The sequence below is a fragment of the Ulvibacterium sp. genome (genome assembly GCF_028285715.1).
Lineage (GTDB): Bacteria > Bacteroidota > Bacteroidia > Flavobacteriales > Flavobacteriaceae > Ulvibacterium.
Map to the genome: position 1 here is coordinate 102,873 of NZ_JANQOO010000016.1, position 13,047 is coordinate 115,919.

Here is a 13,047-nt window from a genome sequence, read left to right on the forward strand (position 1 = left end):
GGTTTACACCCCGCCCATGCCCCTCAATTAAATAAACACTAACCAATCTTGCGGATAGTAGCCTCGCCGATAACGATGCCCTTATCTATTTTTGGACTGCCTTCATAGGTGACGTGGGTTTCCCCATAACAGGTGACCTTGAGCCTATCGGCAACGTTAACCCTAAAATCGCTCTCGCCATAAGCCAATATTTTGGTGTCGGCATTATCAATTGCCAAGGTATTTACCTTACTTTCGCCATAGGCTGTAAATTTTTGATACCCTACTGTTCCATTTTCAACTTCAAGATAGCTATCCCCATAAATGGTGACCTTAAGTTTATCCAAGTCAACATCGGACAGGTATACTTGTGATTCCCCATAAATTCGCAACGTAAAGTCCTTTTGGTCTATTTTACTTTCGCATCGTATGGTCTCTTCGCCCCTAACGGATAAGGTTCTCAGACTTTTGTAGGTAATAATCGCCTTTACTTCGGCCCCTTCATAGTAGGCCCTACTCATATTATAACCGTTACCGCTTATCTTTTCATTTCTATCCAATGTTTTGGCACCATCCAGATAGACACGTAAAGTTTTGCCTTCGACCTCCACATTGATTTCCTCAGGGGACACATTGGCATATTCAAAATATACGGATTCCTTGTCGCCTTCCACTAAAGTTGCGCTGATATAGGGACTTAGGATAATCTTATCAAATGAGTCTACCCGCAGGGTCTTGGTCTGGGCATCCACTTGAAACCCGCCAAAGGTCAAAAAAATCAAGATCAAGGTGTAAAAGGTATTTTTTTTCATTTTCGTAGATTTTATTGTTGTTGTCTTCTAATGTATTAGAGACTAAGGGTGGAACCGTTTGTTACAGTTCTCAGCCAAAAAAAACAAATAGCCATTACGCCAATTTTTAGGATAAAAAAAACAGTCCAAAACTATTTCTTCGCCTAACTTTGCAAAAACCCATGGAATTGAAAGCTTTTTGGGCGTCATTTTTTGTTTTTCTGTATGTCCTGGCCATGTTGCGTCCCGTATTCCCTTTGTTTGAATATGTGATAGATCAAGACTACATTGCCGAATTCCTTTGTATCAATAGGGATAAGGTAGAAATGCAATGCAACGGAAAGTGCTACCTAATGCAAAAACTGAATGAACAGAACGAGGAGAAAAAACAGAATCTCCCCAAAATTGCCATGGAGGAATATCCCATTGGTTTTATTGATGTTCTCGCCATCCCTAGCCAAAAGACCGGAATCACCAAAGGTGCCCCAATCCTTAATTATAGCAATAACTACAGCTTTCTCTATAGCGATTCCAGCTTTCGTCCACCTGGCTTAAGCATTTAGTAGATCTTTTTTGCAGGTACAAGTCTAATCGAAGATAAAGGACCTGCCCACCATCTATTTCTAAAAATTTAAAAAACACACAAGTGAAACTATATATCTCTGCCATTTTAACAATGGCAACTATAATGCTTTGCGCTCAAGAAACGAATAGTACAAACAACGAAAAATGGTCTGCCGGCAGACCCGATGGACACGCTCCTATTTCAGTAATGGGAGATCACATGCATGGCAAAGGCGAGTGGATGTTCAGCTACCGATATATGTATATGAACATGGAGGATTTAAAACAAGGGGGCGATGATGCCTCTTTTGAAGATGCCCTGGCCAATTATGTGGTGACCCCTACCCAAATGCCAATGAACATGCACATGCTAGGTGCCATGTTTGCCCCAAGTGACAAACTTACGCTAATGGCCATGTTCAATTACCTGTCCATGGAAATGGACCATGTAACACGTATGGGCGGCACGTTCACTACCGAAGCTTCGGGATTGGGCGACATCCAAATTTCCGGACTCTACAAGTTTTTCAACAAAAACAGGCAGACGATGCATGCGCAAGTAGGATTTTCAATTCCTACTGGAAGCATCACGGAAAGTGACGTTACACCTGCATCTTCACCTAATGAGGTGGAACTGCCCTATCCTATGCAAATCGGAAGTGGAACTTTTGACACAAATTTGGCATTGACCTATTTGTGCCAGGGAAATGTTCTATCCTATGGAGGCCAATTGCGGGGTATTCTCCGTTTTGGGAAAAATGATAGGGACTACCGTTATGGAAACCGCTATAGCCTAAACAATTGGTTGGCTGCCAAAGCAACCGATTGGCTCAGTTTTTCTTTTCGCCTGGAAGGGGTGTCGGTCAGTAAAATAGAGGGAATGGATCCCAATTTGAACCCTATGATGGTCATAACCGCAGATACCGACAATTCCGGTGGAAACTATTTGAACTCCGGGATAGGGTTTAACACCTATGTGCCGAACGGTCCATTGAAAAACCTCAGAGTAGGTTTTGAATTCGCTTTCCCCTTGTACCAGGATCTGAATGGAATACAATTGCAGAACAGGGAAACAATGACCTTGGGATTGCAATATGCGTTTAAATAATTAAAGTTCAACCAATAATCCAAACCATTTCCGTTATGGCTTACCTATGGTCTCCATGATGGGAATGGTTTATATTTGTAAAAAACAAAAAATGAGAAAAATAATTCTTTTACTTACAGTTCTGGTGAGTGCAATATCGTGCAAAGAAGATAAAATGAAAAAAGTCATGGCCATTCATGATGAGGTTATGCCCAAAATGGGAACTATAAGTAAATTGGTGGCAGAGTTAAAACCTAAGGTCGATTCCACGGAAATAGGAATGGAATACGGAAAGGCAATGAAAGATTTACAGGCTTCGCATCAAAGCATGATGGACTGGATGAGAGGTTTTGGAGATCGTTTTGATTCCGAAGAAATCTTAAAGGGAAAGGCACTTACAAAGCAAAAGCAAAAATGGTTGGATGAGGAAGAAGTTAAGGTAAAGGCCCTACAGGAGGAAATCAATTCCAGCATAGAGCGCGCTGAAGCAATATTGAAAAAGTAGATAGGGCTGGTTTTAAGCTTTAGGCCGCTACTTCCATCTCAAAGTTTCCATAATTCTACGAATGTCCTTTTGTAAATACACAGCTGCGGGGTAAATGGAATCATAGTTGGGTTTGGCATAAAAATAAAGAGATCCGGTAACAAAATGTGAAGTACTGTCGGTTACATAAAACTGGGCTTGGGATGCCGCATTTCCAGTAACTTCATAAAACATTCCAAAAACCCTTTCCTCAGGATTCAAGAATTCATTGGCCTCTATACCATCCGCCTTAACCACGTGTTCATAGGACAGTTTTTGGGCATCCGAAAGCAACTTCTCCAAGTTGTCGTTTACCTCCTTATAGGTAATAAAAATGGAGCCCTTAATACCGGGATAATCCAATGTAAGTGAATTGTTCGCTTCATTTTTTAATCGGGCCATGGTATTATATCGGAACTGAAAATTTTTCGTTTCCAGATTCTCCGTTTTAAAATTTGGATACTCCAATCGTAACATGGCCTTGGGTTTGGGAATAACGCTCTCTTTACAACCCACAACCAGAAGAAACAATACAAATACCAAAAAAACGAATTTATTTCTCATGGGGAACCGTAACTTTTATTTGTTTCAACCGTTTTTTATCCAAGCTTTCGACCACAAATTGATATTCCTTAAAAAGAACCTTTTCTCCTTTTTTGGGAAAGCTTCCTGCTATTTCCAGTACAAAACCGGCAATGGTTTCGGATTCCCCTTTATTCTCTTCAAAAAGTTCTTCATCCGCTATTTTGATGACCCGATAAAAATCCTTTAAAGCGGTTTTGCCTTCAAAAACATAGTTGTAGTCGTCCAATTTGGAAAAAACCAAATCCTCATCGTCGAACTCATCGCTGATATCCCCAACAATTTCCTCAATGATATCCTCCAAGGTCACAATACCGGAAGTACCCCCATATTCATCCACAACAATGGCCAAATGATTTTTTTTATCTTGAAATTCCAACAAAAGGTCATCCAATTTTTTATTCTCTGGCACAAAATATGGTTCGCGAATAAGGGATACCCAGTTAAAACTTTTTCTATCTATATAAGGTAGGAGGTCCTTTACATAAAGTACCCCCAGGATATTGTCCATATGTTCCGAAAAAACAGGAATACGGGAATACCCATTTTTCTGTATTTCTTCAAGAACCTCGGGAAACTTCATCTCCTCGTCCAAGGCAAAAATATCGATACGTGGACGCATTACCTGTTTAGTATCGGTATTACCGAAAGACACAATGCCCTGCAATATTTTTTGCTCCTCTTTGGTCGTATCGCCCTCCGAGGTAAGTTCCAGCGCCTGGGAAAGATGGTCCACACTCAAATTGGACTTTTGCTTGCCCAATTTATTGTATAAAAAAATTGTACCAGATCGCATGGGAAGACTCAATGGAGAAAAAAGAAAATCGAGTGTTTTGAGCGGATACGCCATAAAATGTGAAAATTGCATCCGATTTCTATTGGCATAGACTTTTGGAAGGATTTCACCGAACATTAAGATCAGGAATGTAGCCACTATCACTTCCAATAAAAAGCGTACGGAAATGAACCCTAGCCAAACCTGATTTATGTTCGAAAAAAGTGTATCCCCAATACTATTAAACAAAAGCACAATCCCAATGTTTATTGTATTGTTGGCGATAAGAATAGTAGCCAATAATTTTTTGGGGCGTTCCAGTAATTCCACAATAATGGTCCCCTGGCCCGTTTTCCTTTCCGCTATTTCATTTATATCGGTTTGGGAAAGCCCAAAAAAGGCTACCTCAGCACCCGAAATGAGAGCCGAACAAGTCAACAAAATTATAAGAATACCAAAATTCAGTGCTAAGGCACTATCAAAACCGATAAAATTTAAGAATAAACTATGGGGGTCAGGATCCAACAGTCACGATTTTATTTTTGAGACCCTAAAAAGGTAGGTCGTCTTCTGGTTCCGGTTCACTTACATGAGCGGTATTTTCAATTGGCCTTGTTCCCAGGTTGGTGGAAACAGGTTTTTGTTCCTGAGTGATATTGGATTGTGCATTGGCCATACTCTCACTTTTCGTAGAAAGGAAGGTAAAATCCTGGACCTGTATTTCAGTGGAATAACGCGTATTGCCGTCTTCGCCTTGCCATTGACGTGTTTTTAAGCGGCCTTCCACATATATCTTATCTCCCTTGCTCAGGTATTTTTCACAAATCTCTGCGGCCTTGTTACGGACAACAATATTATGCCATTCCGTATTGGTAACCTTTTCACCGGTTTGCCTATTGGTATAGGTCTCATTGGTGGCAATTGGGAACCTCCCTATACAACCCCCTCCTTCAAAATAGTGCATTTTAACCTCATCGCCCAGATGGCCTATCAACATCACTTTGTTCAATGTTCCGCTCATGCCCTTATGTATATTTCTTGATTAAATTCAAAAATACGAATTTTTGAATGCTTTTATGAAATCAGCTATTAAAACCGGGACGGGATAACTTTCCAAATTTGCCCATGAAATACCATCCTCAAGCCGGGCTTTGCTCTCAATAATCCAAAATTTGGTGTACAGATGTTGGTGCGAGAGTTTATGTACTATTGGTGATTCATTGTACAAAGACAATCGGAAGGAAACATCACCGGATATCATTTTCTTTAATTCCTTGTCGTTTAATTCGTTTTCCGATTCCAAAAGGGGAAATTCCCAAAGATTTTGCCATATTCCCTTTCCTTTTCGCTGACTCAACTTTGTAGTATTATTTGGATCTACCCATACCAAATAGTTGAAATTTCTTCTTCTAATTTTAGTCCTGTTTTCCTTTACGGGCAGCGTATGTACCAAATTCTCCTTAAGCCCTATACAGCTTTCATTTAACGGACAAAGCAGGCAATAGGGCTTTTTAGGAGCACATTGTATGGCCCCAAATTCCATAATTCCTTGATTGTAATCCCTTATATTTTTTCGGTCCATGACCTCCACGGCCAATTGCTTAAAGTATCGTATCCCCTTTGTACTGTTAATAGGAATATCTATCCCAAAATAACGAGCTAGTACACGATATACGTTTCCGTCCACAACCGGCCGCGGCTCATCAAAACAAATAGAAGCTATGGCACTGGCCGTATAATCCCCTATCCCTTTGAGCTTCAAAAGTTCATCGTAGGAATTCGGAAAACGACCTCCATATTCCCTGACCACGGTCTTGGCGGTTGCATGTAGATTGCGGGCCCTGGAATAATAACCCAATCCCTGCCATAGTTTCAAAACCCTTTCCTCGGATGCCTTGGCCAAATCCTGAACAGTGGGAAAATTCTCAACAAATTTTAGATAATAGGGTTCGCCCTGTACAACGCGGGTCTGTTGAAGAATAACTTCCGAAAGCCAAATTTTGTAAGGATCTCTTGTGCTTCTCCAAGGCAAGCTTCGTTTATTTTCGGAATACCAATGAAGAATTTTTTGGGAAAAAAACATTTATGTAAATACTAATGCGCAAAAGTAGGTGTTTATATACTTAAAATTAGCTCGTTAAGGGGAAAGATTCAATTTAATTTATATATTTGCAAGCCGAAAAAACATACTGAAAATCTAATTTTTAAAGATGACGAAAGCGGAAATTGTAGCGAAAATCTCAGATAAACTGGGAATTGAAAAGGGAGATGTCCAAGCCACTGTAGAATCCTTTATGGAAGAAGTAAAATCCTCATTGGAAAGTGGGGACAATGTTTACTTGAGAGGTTTTGGGAGTTTTATTATCAAGACCAGAGCCGAAAAAACAGGCAGAAATATCTCCAAAAATACCACTATAAAAATACCGGCCCATAACATTCCGGCATTCAAGCCTGCTAAGGTTTTTGTAGAAGGGGTTAAAAGCAACGTTCAGGTTAAATAACATATTCAATTAAAAGGAGAATTTTATGCCGAGTGGTAAAAAACGAAAAAGACATAAGGTTGCTACCCATAAACGCAAAAAGCGTAGGAGAGCAAACCGACACAAGAAAAAGTAGTTTTTGCAACTACTTTTTCATTTTAATACGTTCATTGACATAGAAATTCCTAAAAGAATTTCGACGGGTTTGTACAACCTGTTTTAGTAATTGTTCAATCAGCACATCCACATTTCTGTGGATGGCTATAAATAAAATCAGGTGAATAGAGAATTAATCGTAAGATCTAGTTCCAATGCCGTCGATTTTGCCTTGTTAAAGGATGGAAAGCTGACCGAATTGCACAAGGAAGAGGACAATAACGATTTCTCCGTTGGAGATATCTTTTTGGCCAAGGTGCGTAAGCCTGTAACCGGTCTCAATGCCGCTTTTGTAAACGTGGGATATGAAAAGGATGCGTTTTTACATTATCATGACCTAGGGCCGCAGCTTTCTTCCATGCTAAAGTTTATCAAAAAGGTAAGCACCGGAAAACTACGGGACTACTCCCTAAAAAACTTTCCATTTGAAAAGGATATTGACAAACATGGTAGCATAAACGATGTTATTAAGGCCAATCAATCCTTGTTGGTACAAATAGTCAAGGAACCGATATCTACCAAAGGCCCAAGGATAAGTTCCGAGCTCTCCATAGCCGGACGATATCTGGTAATGGTACCTTTTTCAGATCGTGTTTCCGTCTCTCAAAAGATAGGGAGCAACGAAGAAAAAGACAGGCTTAAAAGACTTGTAAAAAGCATTAAGCCTAAAGGTTTCGGTGTCATAATCCGAACAGTGGCAGAAGGCAAAAAAGTGGCGGAACTGGACAAAGATTTAGAAAACTTGCTGAACAAATGGTCGGCAATGTGTAAAAAATTGTACAGAGCGCGAACACCCTCCAAAGTATTGGTGGAGCTCAATAGGGCTTCAAGCATACTGCGGGACGTTTTCAATGATTCCTTTACGGGAATCCATGTTGATGACGAAACGCTCTATGGACAAATTCAGGATTACGTACAGGAAATCGCATCAGGAAAGGAATCCATTGTAAAGCTTTATAATTCGTCCGTTCCCATTTTCGAAAAATTTGGAATAGAGCGACAAATTAAAACTTCCTTTGGCAGAACAGCTTCCATGAGTAAAGGAGCCTATTTGATCATAGAGCATACAGAGGCCTTGCACGTCATTGACGTGAATAGTGGCAACCGATCTAACAAAGCCAAAAATCAAGAGGATACGGCCTTGGAAGTAAACCTTCTAGCAGCCTCGGAAATTGCAAGACAACTGCGTTTGCGGGATATGGGCGGCATTATTGTGGTCGATTTTATCGATATGGTAAAGGCACCGCATAGACGTAAGCTTTTTGATCATCTTAGGGATGAGATGAAGGACGACCGTGCCAAACATAAGATTTTGCCCCCTAGTAAATTTGGTCTTGTTCAAATCACACGACAACGGGTGAGACCGGAAATGAATATCAAAACCACGGAGGAAAATCCAAATGGTAACGGTCAAGAAGTGGAAGCCCCAATAGTCCTAATAGATCGGATAAATTCCGATTTGGAAAAACTTTTAAAAGGCCCCGCCAAGGACAACAGCATTACGCTGAATATCCATCCATTTATTGCGGCATACCTTTCCAAAGGTTTTCCGTCCATACGTACCAAGTGGTTCTTGGAACACAAAAAATGGATAAAAATACAACCAAGAGATGCCTATACGTATCTAGAATATCGTTTTAAAAATAAAGATGGTAAGACCATTTATTAAAAAAAGCGACCCTAAATTGGGGTCGCTTTTTTGTTTATTATTTTTGTCGAATGCCTTTTAACCCAAGCTATACACTCCCTGAAGCCATTAAAAAAATAGAGCGCTATTGTGCCTATAGGGAGCGTTGCCATAAAGAGACCTTATCCAAATTAAAAGAAATGCGCATGATTCCAGAGGCCGTAGACCAAATTATGGCACACTTGATTTTAGAGGGTTACCTCAATGAAGAGCGTTTTGCCAAAAGCTTTGCCCGAGGGAAGTTCGCCATAAAAAAATGGGGAAGAAATCGTATCATAAATGAGCTAAGACAACGAAATATTTCAAAGCATAATATACAAACGGCACTCCAGGAAATTAATGAAGAGGACTATCAAAGGACACTGGACACCCTGGCAAGAAAAAGAGTGAACCAATTAACCGGTAGAAGTCTTCCCGAAAAGCGCAGAAAACTGGCAGATTATCTCTTCTATAGAGGTTGGGAAAGCCATCTCGTTTATGATAAAATCGAAGATTTATTAAAAGGTTACGACACTTGACCGTATCTTTAAAAATTCTTGGAATCCCATTCCAACCTTTTCGAAAAAACTTATTGGTCACTATACTTCAACGCGTTTGTTGGTCTCCTGAATCGCTTCTTCATTCTTCCAATCTATCCATTTTTGGCCCTTAAGTCTGCGCATTAGGCCATCATAATGGCGCATTATTAGAATATTATAGATTGCTCTTGTAACGTTTCTGGGATTATGGGCCATAGCTCTAAGGCTCATGGAAAATCCAGGGGTAAGATATTTCATATAATGCCAATATCCTTCTGGCATATAAAGTACCTCACCATGGTTTAGATGCGTCCTATAACCCTTAGCATGTTTTAAGGCCGGCCATTTTTCAAAATCCGGGTTGGAAAAATCAATGCTTTCATGGGTAATTAAGGAATGTGGTATTTTATATAGATATTTTGTCTCTTTCCTAGAAAAAAGGATGCATTCTTTTTGACCTTCAAAGTGAAAGTGGAAAATATTGGCCAAATCTATATCGTAATGCATAAAGGTATGGGAATTCCTCCCTCCAAAAAAGAGCATCGGCAACCCTTTCATAAATCGCAAACCTAGGTCAGGATAATCAAAGTCTTTCTGGAGTTCAGGAACCTCCTTAAGGATATTCCAAAGAAAAATGCGGTAACGGGTCGGTGCAGTCCTTAATAGGTCAATATAATCCGACATCTTCATTTGTGCATGTGGCTCATTGAAGCCATCTTCATGATGCACAGGTCTATCATCGTACAAAGGAACTATTTTGTCTCCCGCTACTTCCCGCATGTATTCAAGGTTCCATTTGGAATACGCGGGCCAGTGAAGCGTACATTCCTCGATTATTACGGGTCTTTGGGGCTTAAAAAAAGAATCAATAAACTCTTTTTTTGTAAGAGTTTTGACTCTGGGGATGTTTTTTAATTCCAATGGTGTTCAGGTTATTTAAACATCAAAGGTAAAAAACCTTACAAAATGCTTTCCTAAAATTAACCTTTGGTTAAGAGACTACCCCGCTATTTTTGACTTTGCCTTTGCGGCTTCATTACGTTCAATACTATGTCCGGGACGGGTCCATTTCGGCTTTTCGCCCAAGTCCTGTAACACGGAATCAGAAGCCTCAACGGTCTTAGGTTGGGCGTGCTTTTCAAAGGGTTTCTGACTATTGAGCCCAAGGAGTGCAAACATTTCCATATCCTCGTTTACGTCCGGGTTGGGAGTGGTCAACAATTTGTCACCGGCAAAAATTGAATTGGCTCCGGCAAAGAAACAAAGCGCCTGCCCTTCCCTACTCATTTGCGTACGGCCAGCGGAAAGACGTACTTGGGTCTCTGGCATTACAATACGGGTGGCAGCTACCATACGTATCATATCCCAAATGGCCACAGGTTCAATATCCTCCATGGGAGTACCTTCCACAGCCACCAATGCATTTATAGGGACGGATTCAGGCTGAGGGTTCAAAGAAGATAGGGCTACAAGCATACCTGCCCGATCCTCCAGTTTTTCACCCATGCCAATAATACCTCCACTACATACCGTGACATTACTTTTCCTAACATTGTCTATGGTCTCCAAACGGTCTTCAAAAGCACGAGTGGAAATAACATCTTTGTAGTAATCCTCGGAAGTATCCAAATTGTGATTATAGGCATAGAGTCCGGCTTCGGCCAAACGTTTGGCTTGATTTTCCGTTAGCATGCCCAGTGTGCAACAAACTTCCATATCCAATTTGTTGATGGTACGTACCATTTCCAAAACCTGATCAAACTCGGGGCCATCCTTTACGTTTCGCCATGCAGCTCCCATACAAACTCTTGAGCTTCCAGATTGCTTGGCTCTTAATGCCTGGGCCTTAACATGCGAAACCGACATAAGATCATTTTTTTCTATATCGGTATGATATCGGGCCGCTTGGGGACAATATCCGCAATCCTCTGAACACCCCCCTGTCTTAATGGATAATAAAGTGGAAACTTGTACTGTATTAGGGTCATGATGCTTTCGGTGCACTGTCGCCGCTTCATACAGCAATTCCATCAAAGGTTTATTATATATATTTAGAACCTCCTCCTTGGTCCAGTTATGTCTAGTATAGCTCATAGAATTGAATTATATCCAAATTAAAATTAACCAAATAAAAATTAGCAGCTAAGGAACGACTTTGCGAATGGCTAAAATATGATATTTGTTTGTTTTTTGGTTATACTTTCCCCAAAACAACACTAACGGCATTGCCTCCAAACCCCACTGCATTGATTAGTATTTTGGTAATTTTTTTTGGTTTTCTTTTATGTGTAACGAAGGGTATCGTTATAAATTCTTGGTGTTGCAACATTAAGATGGCCAATTCCAAACTTAGCATTCCGGAGGCCCCGAAAGCATGTCCTATTTTCCACTTATTTGTGGTTACGGCCGGTAAATGATCCCCAAATACTTCTTGGATGGCCCTATACTCCGAAATATCCCCTTTTAGGGTACCCGGTGCATGCATTACAATCACGTCAATAGCGTCATATGGAATGTTCCCTAGTGCCATTTCCATGGATCTTTGAAAACAATTTGCATCACTCGAGATGGAAACATAATGCTCTAAAGGTTCGGTTGCATATCCGATACCTTCTACAATTGCCAACGAACTTTTCTGAACACCTTTTTCGAGACAGGCGACGGAGGCCCCTTCTCCCAGCACCATTGAATTTTTGTTTTTTTCAAAATCCAGGGCCTTACATGGGTAACTCAATGTATCTACCGAAAGCTGTTGGCAATGGGCATATATCTTTAACGCTTTCATTTGGGCCAAGGTAAAGGAAGTCAGTGGTGCCTCACTACCGCCTACCAAAAACCTATCGGCCATACCACTTTTGATCCATGCCATTCCGTTCAACAAGGCATGCAAGGCAGTGGAGCAAGTTATGGAGTGTGATATTTCCGGACCCTTGGTCTTTAGGTCATGGGCTATCCAAGAGGAAATATTGCCTAAAGTCGTTGTTGGGGAGGAGAGTGGGGATGCTTTACCGGTTATCTTAAAGTCATCATAATATTTTTCAAAAAGACCCGTTGCCCCTCTGGACGACCCTATATTGATACCAAAGTTGGTTCCTTCTTTCCATCCCGCTTTTTGTATGGCTTGTCTAGAGGCATAGAGAGCATAAAGCACCGTATTATCCAAGTTTTTGTATTTGGCATTGGACTCCTTTAGGGCGGTAATAGCAAGCTTTGTTTTTTGTGACAATGGAGCCACCCAATCCTCTTGGTCGCCCAAACTTCTTTTTTCAAAAAGATGGTTTTCCTGTTGATAATTCTTCCAAACTTCCTCGATGGATTTTCCCAATGAAGAAATAGAAGAAATTGCAGTTATCGTAATCGGTTGTTCCGGCATAATTTCAGTACAATTCAAATACTATTCAAAACGCCTTGAATAGTATTGTAAACCTTTTTCTTCCTGTTGATCCAAAATATCGTAGAATGCTAAAATATTAATGGTGTTTCCGAGAGGACGCAAAAATACACCTTTATCTATAAAATATCTGAAGGGTTTGCCCCTAAGATTACAGTGGCATTCCGGATGCAATTTTAATTCCAAGGCCGAAACGGTAACATATTGTCTGATGATTCCAACTTTTTCACGTGTTTGGATTTCTTGAATTCCCTGGGAACACAATAATTCAATCCTGGCCAAAGTGGCAGTACAGGCCAAAGCGCCCGCCATAGAGGTCTGTTCTTGAAATCCCTCCTTAAAAGTGAAAAGGACATTCCTTTGGTCTTCTCCATAAAACATAGGTTTCTTATCTCTTTTGGAAAGTTTTTTGGCTATCATTGAATTTAACAAGTCGCCTTTTTTCTATCTTGCAGGGATGGGAAGCAACCCTGGTCTGATGCTGCGCAAAGTTATAACATCTCTTACTCCTCAA

The 13,047-nt window shown here is 40.5% G+C and carries 15 protein-coding genes; 6 read left to right on the forward strand and 9 right to left on the reverse strand.

What is annotated here, in order from left to right; translation table 11 throughout:
• Positions 1-38: 38 nt before the first annotated feature.
• The gene (locus tag Q0993_RS06620) at positions 39-791 is read right to left on the reverse strand and encodes a head GIN domain-containing protein (RefSeq protein ID WP_299530999.1); all 753 of its coding nucleotides are present in this window, start codon (positions 789-791) and stop codon (positions 39-41) included.
• A gap of 167 nt (positions 792-958) precedes the next feature.
• On the opposite strand from Q0993_RS06620, the gene Q0993_RS06625 reads away from it, so the two are divergent.
• From Q0993_RS06625 to Q0993_RS06635, 3 genes are all read left to right on the forward strand, one after another.
• Entirely contained in the window at positions 959-1,333 is a 375-nt protein-coding gene (locus tag Q0993_RS06625) for a hypothetical protein (RefSeq protein WP_299531001.1), read from the forward strand.
• An 83-nt stretch (positions 1,334-1,416) separates the two neighbouring features.
• Positions 1,417-2,442 (forward strand): transporter, encoded by a 1,026-nt coding sequence (locus Q0993_RS06630; protein ID WP_299531003.1) that lies wholly within the window; start codon positions 1,417-1,419, stop codon positions 2,440-2,442.
• Positions 2,443-2,533: 91 nt separating this feature from the next.
• Complete coding sequence (locus Q0993_RS06635; RefSeq protein WP_299531005.1) at positions 2,534-2,926, forward strand: hypothetical protein; 393 nt, start codon at positions 2,534-2,536, stop codon at positions 2,924-2,926.
• 27 nt (positions 2,927-2,953) lie between these two features.
• Here Q0993_RS06635 and gldD read toward each other — a convergent pair whose 3' ends face one another.
• From gldD to mutY, 4 genes are read right to left on the reverse strand one after another with little or no spacing between them, the layout of a single operon-like run.
• Positions 2,954-3,508, reverse strand: a complete 555-nt coding sequence (gene gldD / locus Q0993_RS06640; protein WP_299531007.1) for a gliding motility lipoprotein GldD — start codon at positions 3,506-3,508, stop codon at positions 2,954-2,956.
• On the reverse strand, positions 3,498-4,826 hold the full coding sequence (locus Q0993_RS06645) for a gliding motility-associated protein GldE (protein ID WP_299531010.1): 1,329 nt from the start codon (positions 4,824-4,826) through the stop codon (positions 3,498-3,500). The genes gldD and Q0993_RS06645 overlap by 11 nt, the downstream gene beginning before the upstream one ends.
• 25 nt (positions 4,827-4,851) lie before the next feature.
• Positions 4,852-5,322 carry a single-stranded DNA-binding protein gene (locus Q0993_RS06650; protein ID WP_299531012.1) on the reverse strand — a complete coding sequence of 157 codons (471 nt, stop codon included), beginning with the start codon at positions 5,320-5,322 and terminating at the stop codon, positions 4,852-4,854.
• Positions 5,323-5,349: 27 nt separating this feature from the next.
• Entirely contained in the window at positions 5,350-6,384 is a 1,035-nt protein-coding gene (gene mutY, locus Q0993_RS06655) for an A/G-specific adenine glycosylase (protein ID WP_299531014.1), read from the reverse strand.
• A gap of 127 nt (positions 6,385-6,511) precedes the next feature.
• On the opposite strand from mutY, the gene Q0993_RS06660 reads away from it, so the two are divergent.
• The 3 genes from Q0993_RS06660 (at position 6,512) to Q0993_RS06670 (ending at position 9,142) form a co-directional block, all read left to right on the forward strand.
• Positions 6,512-6,802: an HU family DNA-binding protein gene (locus tag Q0993_RS06660; RefSeq protein WP_120710341.1), complete on the forward strand. Its 291-nt coding sequence runs from the start codon at positions 6,512-6,514 to the stop codon at positions 6,800-6,802.
• 256 nt (positions 6,803-7,058) lie between these two features.
• Complete coding sequence (locus tag Q0993_RS06665; protein WP_299531017.1) at positions 7,059-8,606, forward strand: ribonuclease E/G; 1,548 nt, start codon at positions 7,059-7,061, stop codon at positions 8,604-8,606.
• Positions 8,607-8,656: 50 nt separating this feature from the next.
• A complete protein-coding gene (locus Q0993_RS06670) occupies positions 8,657-9,142 on the forward strand; it encodes a regulatory protein RecX (protein WP_299531019.1) in 486 nt (161 codons plus the stop codon).
• 60 nt (positions 9,143-9,202) lie between these two features.
• On the opposite strand, the gene Q0993_RS06675 is transcribed toward Q0993_RS06670, so the two are convergent.
• The 4 genes from Q0993_RS06675 to Q0993_RS06690 all read right to left on the reverse strand — a co-directional run bounded on the left by Q0993_RS06675 (position 9,203) and on the right by Q0993_RS06690 (position 12,953).
• The gene (locus Q0993_RS06675; RefSeq protein ID WP_299531022.1) at positions 9,203-10,063 is read right to left on the reverse strand and encodes a cupin-like domain-containing protein; all 861 of its coding nucleotides are present in this window, start codon (positions 10,061-10,063) and stop codon (positions 9,203-9,205) included.
• A gap of 78 nt (positions 10,064-10,141) precedes the next feature.
• On the reverse strand, positions 10,142-11,236 hold the full coding sequence (gene bioB / locus Q0993_RS06680; protein WP_299531024.1) for a biotin synthase BioB: 1,095 nt from the start codon (positions 11,234-11,236) through the stop codon (positions 10,142-10,144).
• Between the two features lie 100 nt (positions 11,237-11,336).
• Entirely contained in the window at positions 11,337-12,515 is a 1,179-nt protein-coding gene (locus tag Q0993_RS06685; protein ID WP_299531026.1) for a beta-ketoacyl synthase N-terminal-like domain-containing protein, read from the reverse strand.
• A gap of 21 nt (positions 12,516-12,536) precedes the next feature.
• On the reverse strand, positions 12,537-12,953 hold the full coding sequence (locus tag Q0993_RS06690) for a hypothetical protein (protein ID WP_299531028.1): 417 nt from the start codon (positions 12,951-12,953) through the stop codon (positions 12,537-12,539).
• Between the last annotated feature and the right edge of the window lie 94 nt (positions 12,954-13,047).

Bases quoted from the DNA above. Each gene is read 5' to 3' on its own strand.
- mutY (WP_299531014.1), bottom strand. From the start codon at position 6,384: ATGTTTTTTTCCCAAAAAATTCTTCATTGGTATTCCGAAAATAAACGA.
- gldD (WP_299531007.1), bottom strand. From the start codon at position 3,508: ATGAGAAATAAATTCGTTTTTTTGGTATTTGTATTGTTTCTTCTGGTT.
- Q0993_RS06650 (WP_299531012.1), bottom strand. From the start codon at position 5,322: ATGAGCGGAACATTGAACAAAGTGATGTTGATAGGCCATCTGGGCGAT.
- Q0993_RS06690 (WP_299531028.1), bottom strand. From the start codon at position 12,953: ATGATAGCCAAAAAACTTTCCAAAAGAGATAAGAAACCTATGTTTTAT.
- Q0993_RS06660 (WP_120710341.1), top strand. From the start codon at position 6,512: ATGACGAAAGCGGAAATTGTAGCGAAAATCTCAGATAAACTGGGAATT.
- Q0993_RS06620 (WP_299530999.1), bottom strand. From the start codon at position 791: ATGAAAAAAAATACCTTTTACACCTTGATCTTGATTTTTTTGACCTTT.
- Q0993_RS06635 (WP_299531005.1), top strand. From the start codon at position 2,534: ATGAGAAAAATAATTCTTTTACTTACAGTTCTGGTGAGTGCAATATCG.
- Q0993_RS06670 (WP_299531019.1), top strand. From the start codon at position 8,657: ATGCCTTTTAACCCAAGCTATACACTCCCTGAAGCCATTAAAAAAATA.
- Q0993_RS06685 (WP_299531026.1), bottom strand. From the start codon at position 12,515: ATGCCGGAACAACCGATTACGATAACTGCAATTTCTTCTATTTCTTCA.
- bioB (WP_299531024.1), bottom strand. From the start codon at position 11,236: ATGAGCTATACTAGACATAACTGGACCAAGGAGGAGGTTCTAAATATA.